This window comes from Imperialibacter sp., assembly GCF_048007035.1.
In the GTDB taxonomy this organism is placed as follows: domain Bacteria; phylum Bacteroidota; class Bacteroidia; order Cytophagales; family Cyclobacteriaceae; genus Imperialibacter.
On the sequence record NZ_CP180355.1, the window covers coordinates 4,278,558 to 4,300,562 of the forward strand.

The following is a 22,005-nucleotide window of genomic DNA, read 5'->3' on the forward strand; positions in this document are numbered from 1 at the left end:
TTGCTATGAAAAGGCTTTCCGTTTGTTTGTTGCTCCTTATTTCGGTTTTCTCATTAAAAGCCCAGTCCCTCAAAGCCCTTGTCGGCGGCACACTCATCGACGGCTTTGGAGGCACCCCCATTCAAAACAGTGTGATTATCATAGAAGGCGAGAAGATCAAAGCGGTTGGAACGGTGGGCAGTCTGGAGATACCATCCGATGCTGAAGTCATTTCTACTGAAGGGATGAGTGTGCTGCCCGGCCTTTGGGACATGCATGTGCATTTAATGATTAATGGCCACTCGGATTACGCCTATTGGGACAAGACCTACCCTCCGTTATTCAAAGATGTAATCATGCCATCTTCTGCTCATCAACTGCTAATGGCGGGAGTAACAAGCGCCAGGGATCTGGGAGGCCCACTGGAGGAAAGTTTGGCAGTGAGAGACGCTATCAATAGCGGAAAGATCGCAGGGCCGACGATGTATATGTCAGGCCCATTTTTGCAGCATGCGCCTTATCCAGGCACAGAGCAGTTTCGTTGGGGGGTGAGCGGTGAAAAGGATGCGAGGAAGAAGGTGCAGAAGCTAGCCAGGGCAGGGGTGGACTGCATCAAACTCATAGATCAGGATCAAATGACCTTTGCTGAGGTAAAGGCGATTGTAGATGAGGCGCACAAGCATAATTTAACGGTGGTAGCGCATTCGCACCGGCCGGAGGAAATAAGGATAGGCCTGAAAGCTGGCGTTGACTGCTTCGAACACACCGGGCTCTCTTCAGCGCCCGAATATCCGGCCGACATTATGGTAGCGCTTAAGGAACGAACCGCCAATATGAGCACCGGGCCACTATTTTGGACGCCGACCATCGAAGGCCTCTGGAATTATGAGTACTTGCGTGACCACCCTGAAAAGCTCGACAACGACTCCTGGCACCTTGGCCTTCCCGATACGGTTATTGCTGACATCAAGGCATCGATAGAATACCCCGGTCGGCTTCCTTACTTTCAGTTGACTCCGATTAGGAAGCCAACTTTGGAGAAAAAGTTCAGACAATTGCAGGAAGCGGGTGTGGTAATGCTGGTAGGCACTGATAGTGGTATACCTATGAAATTTCATAGCCAAAGCACCTGGAACGAGCTCGATATATGGGTGAGGGAGTTGGGGGTTGATCCACTGCTGGCCATCAAAGGAGCTACCTACTGGCCGTCGGTCATTATGGGAGTAGACAAGCAGGTGGGAACAGTGAGCGAAGGAAAGTACGCCGATATCATTGCTGTAAAAGGCGATGTGCTAAAGTATATCAACCTGCTACAGGACGTTGACTTGGTGGTGAAGAGAGGGCAAAGGGTGAAGTAGCACGAATGATATAATCACTTTTGTTCATTGTCGACATTTCTCGGCCACTCCTTCCCTTTTTAATTTTTCGTGCACTGTAGATTCACTATATTTCGATTCACAGATTGATTCGAGTGAATCTTAAGTTTTTTCTTGAACTACAAAACCAAAAAAAGCATGAATACCATTAAAGGCCCTGCCATTTTTCTGGCGCAGTTCATGGGCGATACGGCACCCTTCAACAACCTGGAAAGCATTTGCAAATGGGCAGCCAAGCTCGGCTACAAGGGCGTTCAGATTCCTACCTGGGATCCTCGCTGTATAGATCTTAAAAAATGTGCAGAGAGCAAAACTTACGCCGACGAGTTAAAAGGGAAGGTAAAAGCCTGTGGAGTTGAAATTACTGAGCTTTCGACGCATTTGCAGGGCCAGCTTGTGGCTGTTCACCCAGCTTATGATATTATGTTTGATGGGTTTGCTCCGGCTGAATACCATGGAAACCCAAAGGCAAGACAGGAATGGGCAGTGCAGCAAGTGAAGTGGGCAGCCAAGGCATCGCAAAACCTGGGAATCAACGTTCACGCTACATTTTCGGGCGCTCTTGCATGGCCTTATTTATACCCATGGCCTCAGCGTCCTGCTGGCCTGGTAGAGGCAGCTTTCAAAGAACTGGCTAACAGATGGAAACCTATTTTGAACTACTTTGACGAGTGTGGAGTAGACGTTTGTTACGAAATTCACCCCGGAGAGGATCTTCACGATGGAGTAACGTATGAGATGTTTCTGGAAGCCACCGGCAATCACTCAAGGGCCAATTTGCTTTACGATCCCAGCCACTTTGTGCTGCAGCACCTCGACTACATCCAATACATCGATTTTTATCACGAACGTATCAAGATGTTCCATGTGAAGGATGCTGAATTTAACCCAACAGGAAAGCAGGGGGTATACAGCGGATTCCAGTCGTGGATCAATCGTGCTGGTAGGTTCCGTTCTCTTGGCGACGGCCAGGTAGACTTCAGCTCTATTTTCACCAAGCTTTCGCAGTACGGCTTCGACGGTTGGGCTGTGATGGAATGGGAGTGCTGTATCAAAAGCCCTGAGCAGGGAGCCGAAGAGGGGGCGCCTTTCATTCAGAGCCATATCATCCGGGTAACAGAAAAGGCGTTTGATGATTTTGCGTCATCAGGCATGGATCACGAGACTAATAAAAAGATACTTGGTATCAAGTAGTCCATGACGTTACTACGAGGAACCTCCATCGGTTTTTAAAAACATTTGCAAGGGATGCTAAGACATTCCTTGCATTTTTTTGTTTACAAAGTAGCGTACAGATTTATTGGGGGCTGTGACACTAATCTGACTAAGCTGATGAATAAATAACCATGAGAGATTTTACAGAAGTCCATTCAGGTGGAAGAAGGAAATTTATTCAAACATCAGGTTTGGCCCTGGCGGGGTTAGCCTTGCTTCCCAGCTGCTCGCCTTCCAGCCCCGGTAGAAGATACGGGCTGCAGTTGTATACGCTGAGAGAACAGTTGTCGGCAGATTTGGAGGGTACGCTTAAGGCGGTGGCAAAAATTGGCTATAAAGACCTTGAGATTTTTGGTTATGCTGATGGCAAAGTATTTGGGGTAACACCTTCGGAGTTGAGGAAGATGGTGGAAGACCTTGGGATGAAGCTGGTGAGCGGCCACTACCTGACAGGAAATATTAATGCTCCCTGGCAGGGAACATTATCTGCAGGATGGGAAAAGGCAGTGGAAGACGCCAATACAATGGGGCTTAAGTACATGGTCAACGCATTTCTTTTTCCCGAAGAAAGACAGTCAATTGATGACTATAAGAAGTTGACGGACCTGTTGAACGTTTCAGCCAAAGTCGCAAAAAATGCAGGCATCCAATTTGGCTACCATAATCATGATTTTGAATTCCTGGAACTGGAAGGCCAGCTTCCTATGTATGTTATTATGGATGGAACGGACGACGACCTGGTGGTTGCGGAGTTGGATCTTTATTGGGCAACAAGAGCCGGCCATAGCCCGATGCATTTTTTCAAAAGATACCCAAAAAGAACAGCCTTGTGGCACGTAAAGGATATGGCTGACTCTGATGACAAAGAATTTACCGAAGTGGGTAACGGCGTGATAGACTTTAAAGCTATTTTCGAAAAGTCCATGTTGTCAGGAATGAAGTACTTTTTTGTAGAGCAGGATGTGTGTCAGCGGCCACCTGTCGAAAGTATAGCAATAAGCTACAAGAACTTAATGAAGTGGGGGATTTGAAGACTTTGAACAAGACGATGAAGGGTTGGCTTGGTATTGTGTTGCTAATAATGAGTGTCGGCACGGCCGTTTCCGCAAGGCAGCTGACTCAAACAGTTAGAGGAACGGTTGTAGACGACACAACAAAAGAGCCACTGGTAGGTGCTTCGGTAGCGCTTCTGCCGTTGGCAAGTGGTGTGGGCGCGTCAACAAACGAGTTTGGCGAGTTTGAGATAAAAGACGTGCCTGTTGGTCGGCAGTCCATTCAAATTACCTACACAGGGTACAAGTCCGACGTTGTGAGAGAATTACTGGTGGTGTCGGGAAAGCAGAATGTGGTGCATGTTGCATTGGAACAGTCCCCAATGGAATTGGAAGAGGTGAAGGTATCTGCCGCTTCGGACATACAGGAGTTTGAACAAATGGGCAAGGTTGACATAACGGCCGAGCAATTTCAACGCATTGCTGCTAACTATCTCGATCCGGCCAGGGTGGTAATGAGTAGCCCCTCAGTAGCCAACACCAACGACCAAAATAATGCAGTGTCGGTGCGTGGTAATTCACCCATTGCCAATACCTGGCGATTAGAGGGCGTTGAAATTGTCAACCCCAACCACCTGGCCAATGCCGGCACAATAAGCGACCGCCCGACCCAAAATGGTGGGGGTGTGAACGTGCTGAGTACACAAATGCTCGACAAATCTTCTTTCCTGATGGGGTATATGCCGGCAGGATACGGCAATGCTATTGGTGGCATTTTTGACATGAACCTGCGCAGAGGGAATAACCAACGGCGGGAGTATACGGCTCAGGCAAGCCTCATCGGGCTCGATTTTGCCGCAGAGGGGCCGTTCAAAAAGGGTGGCTCAGCGTCCTATCTTGTCAATTATCGTTATTCATTCACTGGCGTCCTTGCTTTAATGGGTGTCGACTTCGGAGGAGAAACAATCAAGTTTCAAGACCTTTCGTTCAATGTGTCGCTGCCGGAAACACCTATTGGCAAAGTAACTCTGTTTGGAGTGAATGGGTGGAACAGTAATGAGTTCAAGGGGCCTGATGACCCGACGGAGTGGGAGGAAGAAAAGGATCTTTCCGATATTGATTATATGTCCTCTATTTATGCATATGGTATTACGCAGGAGGCCGCACTTGGAAGCAAAAGCAGTTGGAGGAATGTCTTGGTGTATTCTTCGACTGTTGCAGATAGAAATCAGGCAACAAACGCTGATATCCTTAATTCAAATAACACAACAATATTTAATAATGATGTCGAATCAGTATCTAAGCTGTCTTTCTCGTCAAGTGTATCGAGCCGGTGGGGAGATGCGTTTACCACTACTGCAGGACTAAAAGGAACTTCGTACTTTTGGAATATTAAGCATAAAGATTGGGTTGATTCCACTGACCCTGATTGGAGTGACAAACAGCCTCGGGATTTTAGTTTTGATGTTGATGGATTGCTACTGCAGCCCTTTGTAAATGGTAACTTTGTGCTGGGACAACGTGTTGGACTTGACCTTGGCCTTAATTCATCGTGGTTTGGATACACGAACGAATTTTTGTTAGAGCCAAGAGCAAACCTCGATTTAAAGCTTGGCGCCGCTTCTCTACTTTCTTTACGAAGCGGCCTTTATAGCCAGGTATTGTCGCCCTACGCATATCACACCACAGGTGAGTTTTGGAATCCGAATACACCGGCACCTACCGAAGTTGATCTAACAAATACAGGGTTGAGGTTTGTGAAATCATGGTCGAGTGAAATAGGTTGGCAGCAGGCTATTGGCAAGTCGTTAAAACTGTCGTTGGAAGGTTTCTATCAATACCTGTACGATATACCAAATGCTTACTACGAAAGCAATGGTTCACCTTACTACTTCAACTACATGAACTATGACGGTGAAGACTATTTGGGTGTCTTGTATTCAGGCGGAAAAGGCCGAACCTACGGAGTGACTGCGGAAGCTAAGCAGGCAATTGTAAACGGGTTCTACATCTGGGCTGGTGGCACCCTGTACAGATCGGAGTATCAGGATCAAAACGGAGATTACCTCCCTTCTAAGTTCGACGGTAGGTATAACTTCAATGCAACTTTGGGGAAAGAATTTCATAAGAAAAAGTCTGAGCAGGTCGAAAAGCTCTTTGGTGTCAATTCAAGAATTTTCTATCAGGGTGGGTTTCGTCAGCAGCCGCTTTACACCTTTTGGAGCGAGTATGATGTGAAGCTAAAGGACTATCTAAGGTTAGATCTTAGGATTCAGTGGACAAAATTCAAAGAGAAGTACACGAGAATGTTTGCAATAGACATCCAAAATGTACTCAATACGCAGAATCCTTCTTACTACTATTTTGATTCCGTTGCTGGGAAAGAAGTACTCAAGACCCAGCTTGGAATGATACCAGTATTAGTTTACCGAATAGATTTTTGATCATGACAAAGAAAGTAATTCACGGAATTCTCGCAGCGCTGTTTGTGCTATTCACCTATGTGCAGTTCAACGATCCAGACCCTGAGAGGTGGGTAACCTTGTACGGCATGGTAGCCGGATTGAGCCTGCTACATGGCTTTTGGAAGCCATTGCCGTATGTGACCGTGGCGCTGATGGGGCTATGCCTGATATGGGCGCTCACGCTTATCCCCGGTATGCTGGAATGGTTCGACTCGGACGATAAGTCGGAAATGCTGGGGCACATGATGGACGATAAGCCCTATATAGAGCAAACCCGGGAGCTGGGTGGGTTGTTAATTGCCTCAGCCGCCTTGTTCTATCTTTGGTGGAGCTCAAGGCCTAAAAAGGAAGAGCAAGCCTGATTGCACCAACTTACCAGCTTGATTTCACAATGTAGGGAGCTATGCGGTGCTTATTCTTTTCAAAAAGGTAGTGCATAACGCCGTCTTTCAGCCCCACATCCGGCACTATGATGTATCGGGCGTGGGCTGCCTTCATCGCCCCCAGGTAGATTTCAGAGGCGGGAATGATCACATCGGCCCGGTCGTGATTTAGCTGAAGCTTGAAAATGCGCTCTTCAAGTGTAAGCTGAGATAGTCTTTCAACGACTTCCTGAGCTTTTTCATAGCTTAGCTTCTTGCCTTTCTTAATGCCCGACAGTTCAAATATTTTGGAGATGTTTCCACCAGTGCCAAGAGCGGTGATTTTTTGTGAACGAATCGGAATCTTCTCCTCAATCCAGGCCTTCATTTCCTTCCAGACTTCTGGTGAGTCTTTTTTATCGAGCCTCCTGACCCCACCCAGGCGGAACGACCTTGATGCTACTTTTTCTCTCTGCAAATAGACGTTCAGTTCTGTGCTTCCACCGCCCACATCGATGTGCAAAAAAGGAGCATCGGTAATGTGAGTGTTGACTGCCCGGTTGACCAGCTCTGCCTCAGTGTCTCCTTCAATGATGGAAATTTCAAGTCCTGTTTCTTCCTTTACTTTTTTCTTCAGCTCTTCACCATTACTTGCTTCTCTCATGGCCGATGTGGCGCAGGCCATGTAATCGTCCACCTCGTACAAGTCAATAAAAAGCTTAAAAGCTTTCATGAGTTTGATGAACTTGAGGCTGGTTTTCTCACTTATTTGCCCTTGGGAAAAAACATCGTGACCCAGGCGCAGCGGAAAGCGGATGTACTCAAGTTTTTTGAAGACCACATCGTTGTCATATTCGATCACGTTCGTGACCTGCATTCTAATGGCATTGGAGCCAATGTCTACGGCAGCTAGTTTCACGCTGCGAAATTAGAATATTTCCCATTAGGAAGCGTTGCCGGGCTAAATTATCCCTTCTCTAATTGCAAATTTCACCAGCCCAACGGTGGTGGTGTTCAGCTTGCGGCGGATGTTGTTTTTATGCTTTTCGACCGTTAGATGGGAAATAAAAAGCTGAGCGGCAATTTCTTCCGCACTATACTCCATGGCAATAAGGCGCACGATTTCAATTTCTCGTTTGCTTAGTAAAATGCCCTCTCTGTGACCAGATGGTGCCTTTACGGTTTGTGCAGGAAAGTACTTTTTCCCGTTGGCAATCAGTGTCACAGCCTCCATGAAATCTTTTACATCGGCAGTTTTCAAAATATAGCCATCAGCCCCTGCCTCTATCATTCCAGCTATGTCTGCCGGGTCGTCCGACATGCTTAAGGCGAGGACTTTAATTGAGGGGAAGTCCTTTTTGATAGATTCAGTTGCTTTTATGCCGTCAATGGCGGGCATTTTCACATCCATTAACACCAGCCCAGGCTGCAATTCTTCTACAGCCTTCAACACTTCAAGCCCATTTCTGCAGGTGGCCAGCACCTCATAACCTCCTTTTCCTGTTAAAAGCGAGCTAATACTTTCTCTGAAAATTTCGTGGTCGTCGGCTATTACTATCGTCATCTTTCGTCTCAGTCACACCAATTACTAACCTTTCACCGAAGCAGGTTGTTTCATGGGATATGATTTCAAGTGATGAAGATTGCTGTATTTCTTCAACAACCAAAGAATAAATGGAAGATTCATTCACTCTCCTACCCGAAGTAGTCATCGAGAGTTGAAAGGGAGTTGTAGCCAGAACGAAGAGACTTGTTTGCCCGGCCTCGTTGTGACTGCTGTTACTCACCAACGAATGAATACTCGTTAGAAGTAAAAGACTGTCTTTAAACGACAAATTGCATTGCCCTTTTATGATCGTTAGTTCTATACTTTTATTATTCTTGAGATTGAACTGAGCCACATACAGCGATAGGTGGTCGATGAATTTGTTGGTGATAAGTTCGCTAAGAGTTGTTTCAACACGAGGAAGGGTAATAGCTGGGGTTGGAAGAGAGGGGAGTTCAGGATTATTTTCAAGAGTTGTCAATTGATAAACGTCCTCGACGAAGTTTTTTCTAGACAGCACCACTGCGTGCAGCTTAGGGTTGGCCTGTGAGCTCTTTTTTAAAGATTTAAGTTCCCTTCTTAGCCGTAAGCCGCTCGTTAGCAGGTAAGTGTAGCCGCCAATCAGCAACCCGGACACAGCAATAATCACGAAATTCATACGTGTAATTTTACGTCAATTACACGCTTTTGGCAAAGGAAATAAATACCCTAAAACGGGTAATTTTAAGTTAGTTGATTGATCACAATTGGCACCTCGATAAAATAAGTGCACCCTCGACCTTTTGATGACTCCACAGTAAGCTTAGCATGCAGCGCTTCTGCCCGATCTCTGATATTGTCCGTGCCAATACCGTTCACTACCTTGTTGGGATCAAACCCAACGCCATCATCTTCGGTGGTAATGTGAATGGTATCAGCTTCCTGATGAATTTGAATGCTTAATTCGCTGGCCTTTGCATGCTTCAGACAGTTGCTTATAATCTCTTGAAGCATCCGGAATAAGTGCGTTTCTGCTTCTGGGTTCAGTTGGTATTCATCCCGGTCGCAATAGAAGTTGAGCTTTAAATTTGTGCTTTCTTCTACCTGACGGCTTAAGTCCTTGAGCGCTTCCACCAAACCGTATTTCTGAAGTGCTCCAGCCATCAAATTGTGAGATATCTTCCTAACCTCATCGGCCGACTTTTCCGCAAGCATTACGGCCCGGTTATTGGCCGAGCCACTTTTTACATCACTTTGCAAGCTGATTTTGAGCGCCGCCAGCATACCGCCCAGCCCATCATGAAGCTCTCTTGCCATTCGCTTCCGTTCTTCTTCCTGGCCTTTTAGTAGCGACTCTATCCTCGTTATTTCAGATTCCTTCAGCAACTGTTTGATTTTCTGATCGAATACAAGCTTTTCTTTTTCAGCCAGAAAAAGATCCGCCTGGTGTTTCTTTCGCTGCAGGTAAAAAAAGCCAACACCCCAGCCAATGATGAAAATAACGCTAATGATATAGATGATTCTCTCAGTCTCCGTTTGAGCTATTTTTTGTGCCTGGAGCTCATTGTCTTTGGCTAGCAGGGCTATTTCGTTGTCCTTCTTTTCCGATTCATATTTCTTCTCCAGGTCTTCAATCCTTTTTTTCGTTTCTTCACTTCTCAAAGTGTCTTTCAGTGCTATTAACCTGGTTTGGATGTCGAGGGCAGCTTTGTAATTTTTTCTGGACTGATAGTGATCGAACAATGTTTTCGCAGCCTCTTCTTCCAATACGGGGCTCACCTCCCTGGCCATATGGTAGCCTTTCAATATGTATTCTTCGGCTTCCGCCCGGCCAAGAAGTGACAGTATGGAGCCAGTATTGTAGTAGGCCGAAGGGATCCCGTATTTGTCGTTGGCTTCCAATTTGCTTTGCAGGGCCAGTTCATGATAATGAAGGGCACTATCGAGGTTGCCTAAATCACGGTACACGTTGCCAAGGTTATTCTCCGACATGCCGATTTCCATTCGGTTTCCGAGCGTTTTTCTGATATCGAGCGACTTTTTGAAATAAAAAGCTGCGGAGTCGAAGTCTTTCCGCCGGGCTTTATTGGTGCCAATGTTATTGTAGGCCATTGCCGTGCTTTGCTTGATGCCCATGGCTTCAGCCTCCTTGATCGCCTTGTGATAGGAGGCTTCCGATTTGTCAAATTGCTCGAGCCTTGAGTAAATCACTCCCATATTGATGTACGAAGACATCAGGCCTCTCCGGTCGTTCAGTTCTTCTTTTATTTTCACCGATTTCAGGTGATACACCACCGCCTCTTCATACTCGCCTTTTTGAGCCAGCACATTTCCAATATTCATAAAAGCGATGGCCTGAAGCGTAGCGGTATCGGTAACGTCGAGAGCCGTTTTGTAAAAGAACAGGGCCGAATCCAGCTCTCCAAGGTTTCTTTTGGCGTTGCCGATACCGTTTATAGCAGAGGCATATTTGCTTGTTTCTCCGGCTTGAGAAAAATAGCTGGAAGCCTTTTTGTAAGCGGAGATGGCAGAGGGAAAGTCCCCACTTTGTCTGTTCAGATTACCGAGGTTCAGATAGGCGCCTCCAAGGCCGCTGAGATCTTTTGTTTTTTCGTAGGCGATAATGGTTTGTTCAATAAAATAGCTCGCCGAGTCTAATTTTCCCTGACTGTTATAATATACTGAGAGGTTGTTGAGCCCCTGTGCGAGGCCTTTGTTCAGCGATTCTTTTCCGGCTAAGTTGATTTGGAGATGCGCATAATTTTTTGCCTCATCTGGTGAAAATTTGATGGTTTCGATAAAAAGGGAATTGTACAAGTCCGACTTAACTTCGGCGGAAGAGGCCTGTGATAGGGCTGCCTTTAAGGAATCAAGTGGCGTAAGGGTCTGGTTTTTAGCAGATAGTGAACTGGTTAGCGAAAATGAAATCGAAATAATTAAAGTAATCAGTTGGCAGCGCATATAGTCAAAATTTAAGCTCAGTTTAAATATGCAAATATTTTTAGTTATGCCAATTGTGGTATATTTGCACCTCTTATCAAGAAAGACTGAGGGATGGGCCCTTTGAAGTCTTGGCAACCTTCCACCTCCCTGGGGAATAGGTGCCAACTCCCACTTGGAGAAAGTAGTGCTGAAGGCGCTGCTGATCCGAGACAGATAAGCGTAATCCTTCCTTTGGATACCTTTCCTGATAAGAGAATTAATGTGGCTGGTAAAGTGTTCTATGCTTTCGCTGGAATATTTCAAACCAAAACAAAAAACACTTTTATGAATATAGAAGAGATCTTAAAGGAAAGAATTCTTGTGCTCGACGGTGCCATGGGTACCATGATTCAGCGCTACAACCTGGAAGAAAAAGATTTCAGGAATGAGGCACTCAAGGATCATCATATCCCCCTGAAGGGAAACAGTGATTTACTCAATATCACCAGGCCCGATGTAATCAAGGCCATTCACAAGAAATACTTTGAAGCCGGGGCCGACATAGCAGAAACCAACACTTTTACCGGTACATCCATCGCCCAGGCTGACTATGCTTTGGAGCACCTGGTGTATGATATCAACTTTCAGGGTGCAAGGCTTGCCAGGGAAGCTGCTGACGAAGCAACCGCTCTTGATCCCTCAAAACCAAGGTTCGTGGCTGGCTCTATAGGGCCAACCAACAGGACCGCCTCACTGTCGCCGGATGTAAACAACCCCGGTTACCGGGCCATCGATTTCGACGGATTGAAGGACGCCTACAAAGAACAGCTGCGTGCATTGATGGATGGTGGTGTTGATATTATACTGGTGGAAACAATTTTTGATACCCTGAATGCCAAGGCTGCTCTTTTTGCCATCGAAGAAGTGTTTGAAGAAAGAGGTGTGAGGCTTCCTATCATGGTATCGGGTACTATTACTGATGCGAGCGGACGCACCCTGTCAGGGCAAACGACGGAAGCATTTTTGATCTCCATGGAGCATATGCCATTGATGAGCGTTGGCCTTAATTGCGCCCTGGGAGCTGCTCAGCTGAGGCCTTACCTGCAAATTATGTCTGAGAAATCCACCTTCAACGTAAGCGCTCACCCCAATGCCGGACTGCCTAATGAATTTGGACAGTACGACCAAACGCCGGAGCAAATGGCTGCGCAAATTGAGGAGTTTTTGAAGGAGGGCATGATCAACGTAATCGGTGGTTGCTGTGGCACCACTCCAGATCACATCAAGTTAATAGCCGAAACGGCAGCGAAGTATAAGCCGAGGAAGGTGGGCTCACTCCTGGCTGTTGGTAGCTAGTCGGTTTTACATGCAGTCAAATAGAAATCAGTATCCAGACAGCAACGAACCTGAAATCGTCATCCGATAAGGGCTCGGCGAATTTTTACAACAGAAACTAACAGATGTCAAATAAAGTCGAAGAAACTGTGGACGGTGAAATTGCCGCCAACAACCCTCGCCCACTCAAGCTCAGTGGCCTGGAACCCCTCATTATCAACCAGGAGACGAATTTTGTGAATATTGGCGAGCGGACCAATGTAACTGGCAGCAAGAAATTTGCAAGACTGATCCTGCAGGGTAACTATGAAGAGGCTGTTAGCATAGCCCTGGAGCAAGTGCAAAACGGCGCACAGATCGTCGATATCAATATGGATGAGGGCATGCTCGATGGCGAAAATGCCATGGTGACCTTCATCAACCTACTGGCTGCCGAGCCGGAGATCGCAAGAGTGCCGTTTATGATTGACTCTTCTAAGTGGCATATTATTGAAGCAGGGCTAAAATGCTTACAAGGCAAGGGTATTGTCAATTCCATTAGCTTAAAAGCAGGCGAGAAGGAGTTTCTTGATCAGGCTAAAAAGGTAAAACGTTACGGTGCCGCCGTGGTCGTAATGGCTTTCGATGAAGATGGCCAAGCCGACTCCTACGAGCGCCGCATTGAAATCTGCGAGCGCTGTTACCGTCTTTTGGTCAATAAAATTGATTTCCCGCCTGAAGATATCATTTTCGACCCCAATGTGTTCCCTGTTGCCACCGGCATGGACGAGCATAATAACAATGCCCTTGACTTTTTCAGGGCCACCAAATGGATCAAAGAGAATCTGCCTCATGCCAGGGTGAGCGGTGGTATTAGTAACGTTTCCTTCTCATTCAGGGGCAACGACTCCGTTCGTGAAGCGATGCATACCGTGTTCCTTTATCATGGCATCAAGCATGGTCTGGACATGGGTATCGTGAATGCCGGGCAGATTGAAGTCTATGATGAAATTCCCAAAGACCTTTTGGAGAGAGTGGAAGACGTGCTGCTTAACCGCAGGCCGGATGCCACCGAAAGAATGTTGGAGTTTGCCGAGACAGTGAAGTCGAAAGGCAAAGTGAAGGTGGTTGACGATGCCTGGCGGAAGGGCAGTGTTGAGGAGAGATTAAGCCATGCGCTGGTAAAAGGAATTGTCGAGTTTGTGGAGGCCGATACAGAAGAGGCTCGGGCCAAGTACCAAAGCCCCTTGAAAGTAATTGAAGGGCCTTTGATGGCAGGTATGAATATCGTGGGCGATCTTTTTGGAGAAGGGAAAATGTTTCTGCCTCAGGTGGTGAAAAGCGCCAGGGTGATGAAAAAGTCGGTGGCCTACCTGATTCCTTTCATGGAAGAAGAGAAAAGAAGAACTGGAAATACATCGTCCAATGCAAAAATACTTCTTGCCACGGTGAAGGGCGACGTTCATGACATCGGCAAAAACATAGTCGGTGTGGTGCTGGCTTGTAACAACTTCGATATTGTCGACCTGGGTGTGATGGTGCCAGCCGAAAAAATCCTGGAAGCTGCCGTTCGGGAAAAGGCCGATGTGATTGGCCTCAGCGGGTTGATTACACCGTCACTCGACGAAATGGTGCATGTGGCCAAAGAAATGGAGAGAATGGGAATGAAAACACCATTGCTTATTGGTGGGGCTACTACCTCCCGCATTCACACAGCGGTAAAAATAGCGCCAAATTATTCGGGCCCGGTGGTTCACGTGCTCGATGCATCCAAAAGTGTGCCCGTAGCCAGCGAGCTCATAAGTCCGGATACAAGAGAAGCATTTGCCAGCAAAGTTCGAAAAGAATATGACGAAGCAAGAACGGACCACGCCGGTCGGCAGAAGGAGAAGAACTACATTTCGATAGCTGAAGCAAGAAAGAAAAAAGCACCCGTCAATTGGGATGATTTTGTACCGAAGAAGCCAAATGCACTGGGCGTTAGTGTATTCAAGAATTATTCTCTGGAAGAGATTAGACCTTATATCGACTGGACGCCATTTTTCTCTACCTGGATGCTGAAAGGGAAGTATCCGGCTATTTTTGACAATGAAATCGTTGGAGTTGAAGCCAGAAAACTGTTCAACGATGCCAATGCCATGCTTGACGAGATCATAGCTAAAGGCTCTCTGAAGGCCCATGGCATCGTTGGCTTGTTTCCAGCCACTGCTGTTGATCATGAAGATGTGAAGATTTTAGATGAGTCAGGAAAAGAGCTTACCACGTTCCATTTCCTTCGCCAGCAGGGCAAAAAGGCAGCAACGGTGCCCAACCTGAGCCTGGCCGATTTTGTGGCGCCGGCAGAGACCGGCAAGCAAGACTATATGGGAGGATTCGCAGTTACAGCCGGCGACGGACTCGACGCTATCGTCAAGAAATACGAAGCGGATCAGGATGACTACAATAGCATCATGGCCAAAGCGCTTGCTGATCGGTTGGCTGAGGCTTTTGCAGAATTGCTTCATGAAAAAGTAAGGAAGGAGCTATGGGGCTATTCACCAGATGAAAAACTTGATACCGAACGGCTCATCAAGGAGGACTATGCCGGCATTCGTCCGGCACCGGGCTACCCTGCCTGTCCTGACCACACGGAAAAAAGGCTTTTGTTCGATCTGCTGGATGTGGAAAAAAAGACTGGCATCATCCTTACAGAGTCTTTTGCCATGTACCCTGCGGCTGCAGTAAGCGGTTTTTACTTCTCGCATCCTGATTCGAAGTATTTTGGTTTGGGCAAAGTAGAAAAGGATCAGGTAGAGGAATATGCACGGCGCAAAGGCTTTTCTTTGGAAGACATGGAAAAATGGTTAGCGCCAAATCTCAATTACAATATTTAATCAAAAACACTTCAGAGTAAACCGAAGTGCTGCAATAGCTGAAAAATGAAAGTAGTAGATCATATTAACAACGCTAAGAAAACCCTGTTCTCTTTTGAGATTTTGCCTCCGCTAAAAGGGCAGAGTATGCAGGCGATCATCGACACCATAGAACCCTTGATGGAGTTTAAGCCTCCTTTTGTAGATGTAACTTACCACAGGGAGGAGTACATGTACAAAAAACGCCAGGACGGGCTTTTGGAGAAGGTGACGATCAGAAAAAGACCCGGCACAGTCGGTATTTGCGCCGCCATTATCAATAGGTTTAAAATCGACGCCGTTCCTCATATTATTTGTGGAGGTTTCAGTAAAGATGAAACTGAGGATGCACTTATTGACCTGGACTTTCTTGGTATTGATAACGTGTTGGTGCTGAGGGGTGATCCGATTAAGTCGGAGGGGGCTTTTGTGGCCGACCCTAATGGACACAGGTATGCATCAGAACTGCTGGAGCAGGTGATCAATATGAACAATGGTCGCTACCTGCATGAGGAAACGGAAGGCAACCACACCAATTTTTGTATTGGGGTGGCAGGGTACCCTGAAAAACATTTTGAAGCGCCTAACCTGTCGACGGACATTCGCCATCTGAAGCGCAAGGTTGAAATGGGGGCGCAGTATATTGTTACTCAAATGTTTTTTGACAACAACGAGTTTTTTGCTTTTGAGAAAAAGTGCAGGGAAGAAGGCATTACGGTGCCAATTATTCCCGGCCTCAAGCCGATTACCTCTGTCCGTCAAATGACGGCATTGCCCCGGTCGTTTTTTATCAACTTGCCCAACGATTTGGTGATTGAACTGGAAAAATGCAAAGACAATAAGGCTGCCAAAGAGGTGGGTATTGAATGGTGTATTAATCAGTCGAAGGAATTGATGGCGAGCGGCGTGCCGGTGCTGCACTACTACACCATGAGCCGTGCTGAGTCGGTTAAGGACATTGCATCTGCCTTGTTTTAAGATAGGAGGAGAGTGCTGATATGGTTAGATTGCTACTGAAGAGCCCTTTCTGCGAGTAAACAGAGGAAATAGCGAACAAACCATGAAGATTATTGAATGCCCCCGGGATGCTATGCAAGGCTGGGAAAGCTTTATTCCCACGCAAAGTAAAGTTGATTACATCAATCAACTGCTTAAGGTAGGCTTTGATACGATAGACTTTGGGAGTTTTGTTTCTCCCAAAGCTATCCCGCAAATGAGGGACACGGCGGAAGTGCTTTCACAGCTTGATCTTTCCGATTCCCAGACTAAGTTATTGGCTATTATTGCCAACCTCAGAGGCGCTGAAGAGGCCTGCCAGCATCCGGAAATCGCCTATCTGGGGTTTCCACTTTCACTCTCAGAGACCTTCCAGCAAAAAAACACGAACAAGTCTATTTCGGAGGCATTAGGTACAGTTCAGGAGATTCAAAACCTATGTTCCAAGCACGATAAGGTGTTGGTGGTATACCTTTCCATGGGGTTTGGCAATCCCTATGGCGATCCGTATGAACCCAGTCTTGTGACCGATTTTGTTAACAAACTGGATGCAATGGGCATTGAAATTATTTCGCTGTCCGATACAATCGGTGTTTCGTCACCGGTTAATATCAAAGCTTTGTTCCGGGAGGTCATCCCAACGTTTCCTCATATCGAGTTTGGTGCTCATTTGCATTCAACAAAGGAATCGGCGTGGGAGAAAATAGAAGCTGTGTATCAGGCCGGGTGCAGACGAATGGATGGAGCTATCAATGGTTATGGCGGTTGCCCCATGGCAGACAACGATCTGGTGGGGAATATGGCTACGGAGCAAATTACTGCCTTTTGTAGTGACCGCTCTATTCAAACAGGGTTAAAGGATGATCAGTTTTTGAAATGCTTAAAATTGGCTTCGGTGGTTTTTGCCAACCAATAGTTTTACTGGCAGTTTTTTAACCAGGCATCCTTCCCGCCCTTTGATCCAAGCTTTTCGGCCTCCAAAAAGTCCCTGCAGGCAAGCTCAGGGTACTCAGTTTCAAGCAAGGCCATTCCCCTGAGGTAGAAGCCGGTGCCTCTGTCTTTGCTCGAATATTTGAGAAATGAATTGAAGTCAAGAACAGCAATATCGAAGTTTTTGAGCTGATAGTGACAATAGCCCCGGCCCATAAAGCAGTCGGAATAGTCGGGGTTGATTTCAAGAGCATGGGAGAAGTGCCTGACACCGCTTTCATAGTCTTGCTTGCCAAATGTGCTGACTTCACCCAGGTAGTAGTAGGCGCTGTCCCAATTTGGTTGTTTCATCAAGGCGCTGTAAAAAGCGCTATCGGCTTCATCAAACTTCGATGAATTTTTAAGGGCAATGCCTTTTTTCAGATAAAAGAAAGCACTGTCCGCTGCAGTTTCGGAATAGCTTAGGCCCTTGCTGATATGAGATAAAGCACCATTAAAGAACCTCAATTTTTCCGATGACAGAATGGTCGCCATCCTGGCGGTTTCCAGGTTCCGTACGCCAACACTTCTGTAAGCATAGTCAAGTTGTTTTAATGCCGGAAACCACTTCTTCTCTGCGTAAAGCTCTTTTGCTTCGTTATAATAATAGATGGACGCATACACCTGCATGGAAAGCGGAATGCAGATCGCCACCCCAATCAATAGTACCATGAATATGCTAGCCTTGATTTTTGTGCGCCGGGAGAAGACCACTGGCTCCGGCGGCTTCCGTGCCCGTGCTTTGTTCCTTTTAAAATAGGGGTCACGGTCTCTTGGGGAACTGGATGAGGGTGAGGGTGGTGGTTTCGGTTGGCTGAATTGCTCGTATGTAAACGTAGTACCAGCGCTGGAAAGTACCTGGTAAGCCTCCAGCACCCGCTTGAATCTCTCCTCAGCATCTGAATCCCCAGGGTTTCTGTCAGGGTGGTATTTGAGTGCCAATTTCCGGTAGGCAGCCTTTATTTGCGCTTGCGTGGCACCGTACTGAACACCTAATACCTGATAATGGTCTGCCATTTTACCTGATAAGTTTAAACTGCTTTCCAGGGAGGGACTTAACAAAACCCTCAAACTCCAAATTTAGCAATTCGGAGGCTAGTTGATGAATTGGTATTTGTGTGTTCCAGCTCAAAGTGTCCAAATGGATGCCATTGGGCTGTTTCTCCAGCGAATCCCATATTTTGGAAGCCATTTCGCTCAGGGCTGCTGGCTTGGTTGCCGTCTTCTTTTTTGTGGACGAAGCAAGATCCCAATTGAGCAGAGACGCAAGACTTTCCGCCGATGTATAGATATGGGCTTTCTGTTGTTCAATAAGCTTGTTGCAGCCCTCTGAAAAACTATTACCAAGGTTGCCGGGAATAGCGAGCACCTCCCGGTCATAGGAATTGGCAATTTCGGCGGTGATAAGCGCACCTCCACGGCTGGCGGCTTCCACCACTATCACCGCTTCGGCCAGGCCGGCAATGATCCTGTTTCGTGCCGGGAAGAACGACGCTTCAGGTTTGGTTCCGGGTGCATACTCTGTAACCAGCCCACCTTCTTCCAACATTTTGATTGCCGTATGCTTGTGCGCCGACGGGTATATAATATCAGTGCCAGAGGCCATTACGCCAAATGTGGGGAGGCCGTTGTCAAGCGCTGCCCTGTGAGCTTCTATATCGATGCCGTAGGCCAGACCACTTACGATAAGTGGGCTGTAGGGAACAAGTGATTGAATAATTTCACGGGTAACCTCCCTGCCATAATCGGTGGCACTTCTGGTGCCAACAATAGCTACCGCCTTTGTTGTGTCCAGTGTTCCAGCTCCCTTTTTGAAAATTATCAGGGGAGCATCGTAGATGTGTTTAAGCCGCTCAGGATAGGCCTCATCTGTAAAAAATATGGCTTCGGTATCTTGCTTTTCGCAGCTCTCCAGTACTTTCTCGGCTTCTTTTAAAAAGTCAGCCTGGATCAGGGCTTCAGCTGTTTTCTCTCCAATGCCGTTGATCTTTTTTAGTTTTCCTTTTGGTGTTTTAAAAATAGAAGAGGCTGATCCCAGATGACTGATGAGCATGCGTGCCATGCGGGGCCCAACTCCCGGAACCAATTGGAGGGCTAATTGATATAACTTTTCTTCTGTCAATCTTTCTGCTCTAACTCGCCTCTTAATTTAACGAGGAAAGACCTGACATTCTTCAATCCATCAATCATTTCCAGTGTATCCTTCGCTTTTTTTGCATTTGTTTTCAAAAAATCCCGTGCTCCCTGCAGGGTATAGCCCTTTTCTTTTACCAGGTGGTAAATAAGTTTTACATTTTCGAGGTCTTCTTTGGTAAACTGCCTGTTTCCCTTTCGGTTTTTCTTAGGCTTGATGATGTCGAATTCAGTCTCCCAAAACCGAATCAGGGAGGTAGCTACATCCATCATATCAGCTACCTCGCCGATGGTGTAGTATTTTTTCTCGATCTCTTTTTCTTTGTATGGCACGTTAATTATTGATTTTAAAAGTGATCAAACCATCATCTAAAATTTCCAATGCTGTATCAGGGAAGTCCTGCAAGGTTAGCTCTTTTATTTTACGAAGCACTTTCTCATTCTCGTCGACCAGCGGCCCTCCTGAGCCCAGCTGGTGAGTGGAGAATATCTGGCCCTGTAGAAAATCACCCTCTCCATTGACCCATAGCTTTACAATGGGGGCGATGCCATTGGGGCCCTTAAGGTTAAACCGGCGATAGGTGCAAAAATTGCCCATGCTGTACGCAATAAATTTTCCTTCGTAAAGGTCAATAGCTCTGGTTACATGCGGGCCATGACCAAAAACGATGTCGGCACCGGCGTCAATAACCAACCGGGCAAATTCATACACATTACCCCTGTCTTCCCCTACAAATGACTCTCTTTTTCGGGTAACGTGCTGAAATTCTGGTCCCTCACCACCTGCGTGGAAGGAAACAATCACTATCTGGCACGTCGAGTCAAGGTGTTGAATGATTTCCCTGGCCCGGGCGTAGTCGTGAATGCTAATGGTGCCTGTGTTGGGAGCGAAGGCTGCAAAGCCTATTTTGGTTTTTTTAGCTTCGAAGATCGTGTAGGGCGTTGATTGAGTGCCTGCCACGGCAATACCCAACTTCGTAAGCACTTCGATGGAGCTTTTGCGACCTTCCGGGCCAAAATCACCAGCGTGATTATTGGCCAGGCTCATCAAATCGAAGCCAGCTTCTTGCAAATGAACTGCATAGTGTTCCGGCGTTTTGAAAAGATAGCAGAGCTTTGGATTGTTACATTCCTTAGGGGTGCCTTCTTCGTCAATAAGCACTCCTTCGTAGTTGCCGAAAGTAATATCTGCATCCTTGAGGATGTCTGCTACATCGCTCAACAGCATGCTGCCATTTGCTGGTGGCAGATACTCTTCAGAGGGATATGCTGTTCCCAGCATAATGTCGCCCACGCCAATAACGGTCAATGTGTCGGGCACTACTTCGAATACTTCAAGGGCTATCTCCTCACCAATTTTTTCAAGCGTGTCACCCTTTGAGGTTACATACACCGGGGCCGGTGCAGGCACAACAACCGTGTCTTTCGCAACTGGAGCAGGGGTGTTATCCACCGTTGACGCCAGCCTGCTTGTTTTGCAGGAAAATGCCGCTAACGCCAATAGTATTACGTACCCTGATTGCTTGAACATGGTTTGGATGGTGAGTCACAAAAATAGGATATCGGGCTGGAAGTGGCTTTTCTATTTACATGAAATTTATCCACAATTTATAGACACAAAAAAGGCAGCCTTTCGGGAAAGCTGCCTTCATGTTCAGATTCAACTGTTTTTATCCAAGTGATTGGTTTTCAACAGAAGCAAGTCTGAGAATTTCTTCATACTCTTCAGGTGTAACCCCCTGGAAGAAGTAGTGGACAGGGTCAGTGGCTTTGCCATTAATGTGCACCTCATAATGCACGTGAGGAGCGGTAGACTTTCCGGTGCTTCCAACAAAGCCGATTGTCTCACCTCTTTTTACCCTCTGGCCTACTTTTACGTTTTGCAAGTCCATGTGACCGTACAGGGTTTCGTAGCCAAAGCCATGGTCTATAACCACATACTTGCCGTATCCGCCAAAGTCATATCTTACAGATTTTATGACGCCATCTCCTGTCGCATAAATAGGTGTGCCTCTTTCCGCAGAGAAGTCAACACCAGCGTGCATTTTAGACGTTTTCAGGATTGGGTCAATTCTTATTCCAAAACCCGAAGCCAGGCGCTTCAACTCCTTGTTAGATATCGGTTGGATAGCAGGTGTGGCAGCCCAAAGTTCTTCTTTGTTCTTGGCCAGTTTCATGATTTCGTCAAACGACTTGGTTTGAATATACATCTGCTTCTTCAGCTTGTCGAGTTTTTTAAATGACTCCACAATCAGTTCCTCACGCTGAAGGTCAGACTCTATCATTTCTTTGTAGCGGTTAGCACCACCAACTCCCGCTTCTCGTATCGACGATGGGATAGGCTCTGCTTCAAAAATAACCCTGTAAATCTGATCATCCCTGTTTTGCAGGGAGGCAAGCATGTCCTGAGTCTCATTCATGTCTTTCTTGAGAAGCTCATAGTACATGTTCAATTCCTCATTTTCCTTCTTAAGGAGGGCCTCTTTAGGAGAGTCAAAATAGGTGTTGTAGCCCAAAAGAATGCCGATAGCTAAAATTAAGGCGACAGTAAGGAAGCCAAGAAGATTAAGGAAAATATCCCAGGAGCTGACCTTGACACGCTCATATTTGCATGTTTCGGTGTCGTAGTAATATTTTATCCTAGCCATAGGTTGACAGTTAGTCTTTTATTATAACTTTGCTTCTATATAAGCGAATCTCACCGCTTTTACGAAAAAATTTGAATTGCGTTATAATTCAGGCGCAATATAAGAATTTTTAAACATATTCTGGATATTTCCCAACCTCCGGCAAGTTTGAGAGCAGCATAAACCCCTTTAGTTATTGATAAGTAAGCTGTACAATTCTAAGATGCTACAGTTTATCA

At 46.4% G+C, this 22,005-nt stretch carries 18 protein-coding genes and 1 riboswitch; of the genes, 9 read left to right on the top strand and 9 right to left on the bottom strand.

What is annotated here, in order from left to right:
- Positions 1-5 precede the first annotated feature (5 nt).
- The 5 genes from ACMVP2_RS18460 to ACMVP2_RS18480 all read left to right on the top strand — a co-directional run bounded on the left by ACMVP2_RS18460 (position 6) and on the right by ACMVP2_RS18480 (position 6,389).
- Positions 6-1,337, top strand: a complete 1,332-nt coding sequence (locus ACMVP2_RS18460; protein ID WP_416864559.1) for an amidohydrolase family protein — start codon at positions 6-8, stop codon at positions 1,335-1,337.
- Positions 1,338-1,493: 156 nt separating this feature from the next.
- Entirely contained in the window at positions 1,494-2,549 is a 1,056-nt protein-coding gene (locus tag ACMVP2_RS18465; RefSeq protein WP_339792223.1) for a sugar phosphate isomerase/epimerase, read from the top strand.
- A 152-nt stretch (positions 2,550-2,701) separates the two neighbouring features.
- A complete protein-coding gene (locus ACMVP2_RS18470) occupies positions 2,702-3,601 on the top strand; it encodes a sugar phosphate isomerase/epimerase family protein (protein WP_416864560.1) in 900 nt (299 codons plus the stop codon).
- On the top strand, positions 3,598-6,006 hold the full coding sequence (locus ACMVP2_RS18475) for a TonB-dependent receptor (protein ID WP_416864561.1): 2,409 nt from the start codon (positions 3,598-3,600) through the stop codon (positions 6,004-6,006). The genes ACMVP2_RS18470 and ACMVP2_RS18475 overlap by 4 nt, the downstream gene beginning before the upstream one ends.
- A gap of 2 nt (positions 6,007-6,008) precedes the next feature.
- Positions 6,009-6,389 carry a transmembrane 220 family protein gene (locus ACMVP2_RS18480; protein WP_339792217.1) on the top strand — a complete coding sequence of 127 codons (381 nt, stop codon included), beginning with the start codon at positions 6,009-6,011 and terminating at the stop codon, positions 6,387-6,389.
- A gap of 10 nt (positions 6,390-6,399) precedes the next feature.
- On the opposite strand, the gene ACMVP2_RS18485 is transcribed toward ACMVP2_RS18480, so the two are convergent.
- From ACMVP2_RS18485 to ACMVP2_RS18500, 4 genes are all read right to left on the bottom strand, one after another.
- Positions 6,400-7,308, bottom strand: a complete 909-nt coding sequence (locus tag ACMVP2_RS18485; RefSeq protein ID WP_416864562.1) for a phosphatase — start codon at positions 7,306-7,308, stop codon at positions 6,400-6,402.
- Positions 7,309-7,350: 42 nt separating this feature from the next.
- A complete protein-coding gene (locus ACMVP2_RS18490) occupies positions 7,351-7,953 on the bottom strand; it encodes a response regulator (RefSeq protein WP_416864563.1) in 603 nt (200 codons plus the stop codon).
- Positions 7,904-8,593, bottom strand: a complete 690-nt coding sequence (locus ACMVP2_RS18495; RefSeq protein WP_416864564.1) for a hypothetical protein — start codon at positions 8,591-8,593, stop codon at positions 7,904-7,906. Before ACMVP2_RS18495 ends, ACMVP2_RS18490 begins: the two co-directional genes overlap by 50 nt.
- A 65-nt stretch (positions 8,594-8,658) precedes the next feature.
- Positions 8,659-10,875 (bottom strand): tetratricopeptide repeat-containing sensor histidine kinase, encoded by a 2,217-nt coding sequence (locus tag ACMVP2_RS18500; RefSeq protein ID WP_416864565.1) that lies wholly within the window; start codon positions 10,873-10,875, stop codon positions 8,659-8,661.
- 70 nt (positions 10,876-10,945) lie between these two features.
- Positions 10,946-11,077, top strand: a riboswitch (SAM riboswitch).
- 104 nt (positions 11,078-11,181) lie between these two features.
- Between ACMVP2_RS18500 and ACMVP2_RS18505 the strand changes: the two genes are divergently transcribed.
- The 4 genes from ACMVP2_RS18505 (at position 11,182) to ACMVP2_RS18520 (ending at position 16,953) form a co-directional block, all read left to right on the top strand.
- Positions 11,182-12,192, top strand: coding sequence for a homocysteine S-methyltransferase family protein (locus ACMVP2_RS18505; RefSeq protein WP_416864566.1), 1,011 nt, complete (start codon positions 11,182-11,184; stop codon positions 12,190-12,192).
- Between the two features lie 128 nt (positions 12,193-12,320).
- Positions 12,321-15,023, top strand: a complete 2,703-nt coding sequence (gene metH, locus ACMVP2_RS18510) for a methionine synthase (RefSeq protein ID WP_416868208.1) — start codon at positions 12,321-12,323, stop codon at positions 15,021-15,023.
- 45 nt (positions 15,024-15,068) lie between these two features.
- Positions 15,069-16,019, top strand: a complete 951-nt coding sequence (gene metF, locus ACMVP2_RS18515; protein ID WP_416864567.1) for a methylenetetrahydrofolate reductase [NAD(P)H] — start codon at positions 15,069-15,071, stop codon at positions 16,017-16,019.
- A gap of 82 nt (positions 16,020-16,101) precedes the next feature.
- Positions 16,102-16,953 (top strand): hydroxymethylglutaryl-CoA lyase, encoded by an 852-nt coding sequence (locus ACMVP2_RS18520; RefSeq protein ID WP_416864568.1) that lies wholly within the window; start codon positions 16,102-16,104, stop codon positions 16,951-16,953.
- Between the two features lie 2 nt (positions 16,954-16,955).
- On the opposite strand, the gene ACMVP2_RS18525 is transcribed toward ACMVP2_RS18520, so the two are convergent.
- The 5 genes from ACMVP2_RS18525 to ACMVP2_RS18545 all read right to left on the bottom strand — a co-directional run bounded on the left by ACMVP2_RS18525 (position 16,956) and on the right by ACMVP2_RS18545 (position 21,787).
- The gene (locus tag ACMVP2_RS18525) at positions 16,956-18,023 is read right to left on the bottom strand and encodes a DnaJ domain-containing protein (protein WP_416864569.1); all 1,068 of its coding nucleotides are present in this window, start codon (positions 18,021-18,023) and stop codon (positions 16,956-16,958) included.
- A gap of 1 nt (position 18,024) precedes the next feature.
- Positions 18,025-19,128 carry a DNA-processing protein DprA gene (gene dprA / locus ACMVP2_RS18530; protein ID WP_416864570.1) on the bottom strand — a complete coding sequence of 368 codons (1,104 nt, stop codon included), beginning with the start codon at positions 19,126-19,128 and terminating at the stop codon, positions 18,025-18,027.
- Entirely contained in the window at positions 19,125-19,472 is a 348-nt protein-coding gene (locus ACMVP2_RS18535; RefSeq protein ID WP_152000468.1) for a MerR family transcriptional regulator, read from the bottom strand. Before ACMVP2_RS18535 ends, dprA begins: the two co-directional genes overlap by 4 nt.
- Position 19,473: 1 nt before the next feature.
- Positions 19,474-20,670: a CapA family protein gene (locus ACMVP2_RS18540; RefSeq protein WP_416864571.1), complete on the bottom strand. Its 1,197-nt coding sequence runs from the start codon at positions 20,668-20,670 to the stop codon at positions 19,474-19,476.
- Positions 20,671-20,809: 139 nt separating this feature from the next.
- The gene (locus ACMVP2_RS18545) at positions 20,810-21,787 is read right to left on the bottom strand and encodes a peptidoglycan DD-metalloendopeptidase family protein (RefSeq protein ID WP_339792036.1); all 978 of its coding nucleotides are present in this window, start codon (positions 21,785-21,787) and stop codon (positions 20,810-20,812) included.
- Positions 21,788-22,005 lie beyond the last annotated feature (218 nt).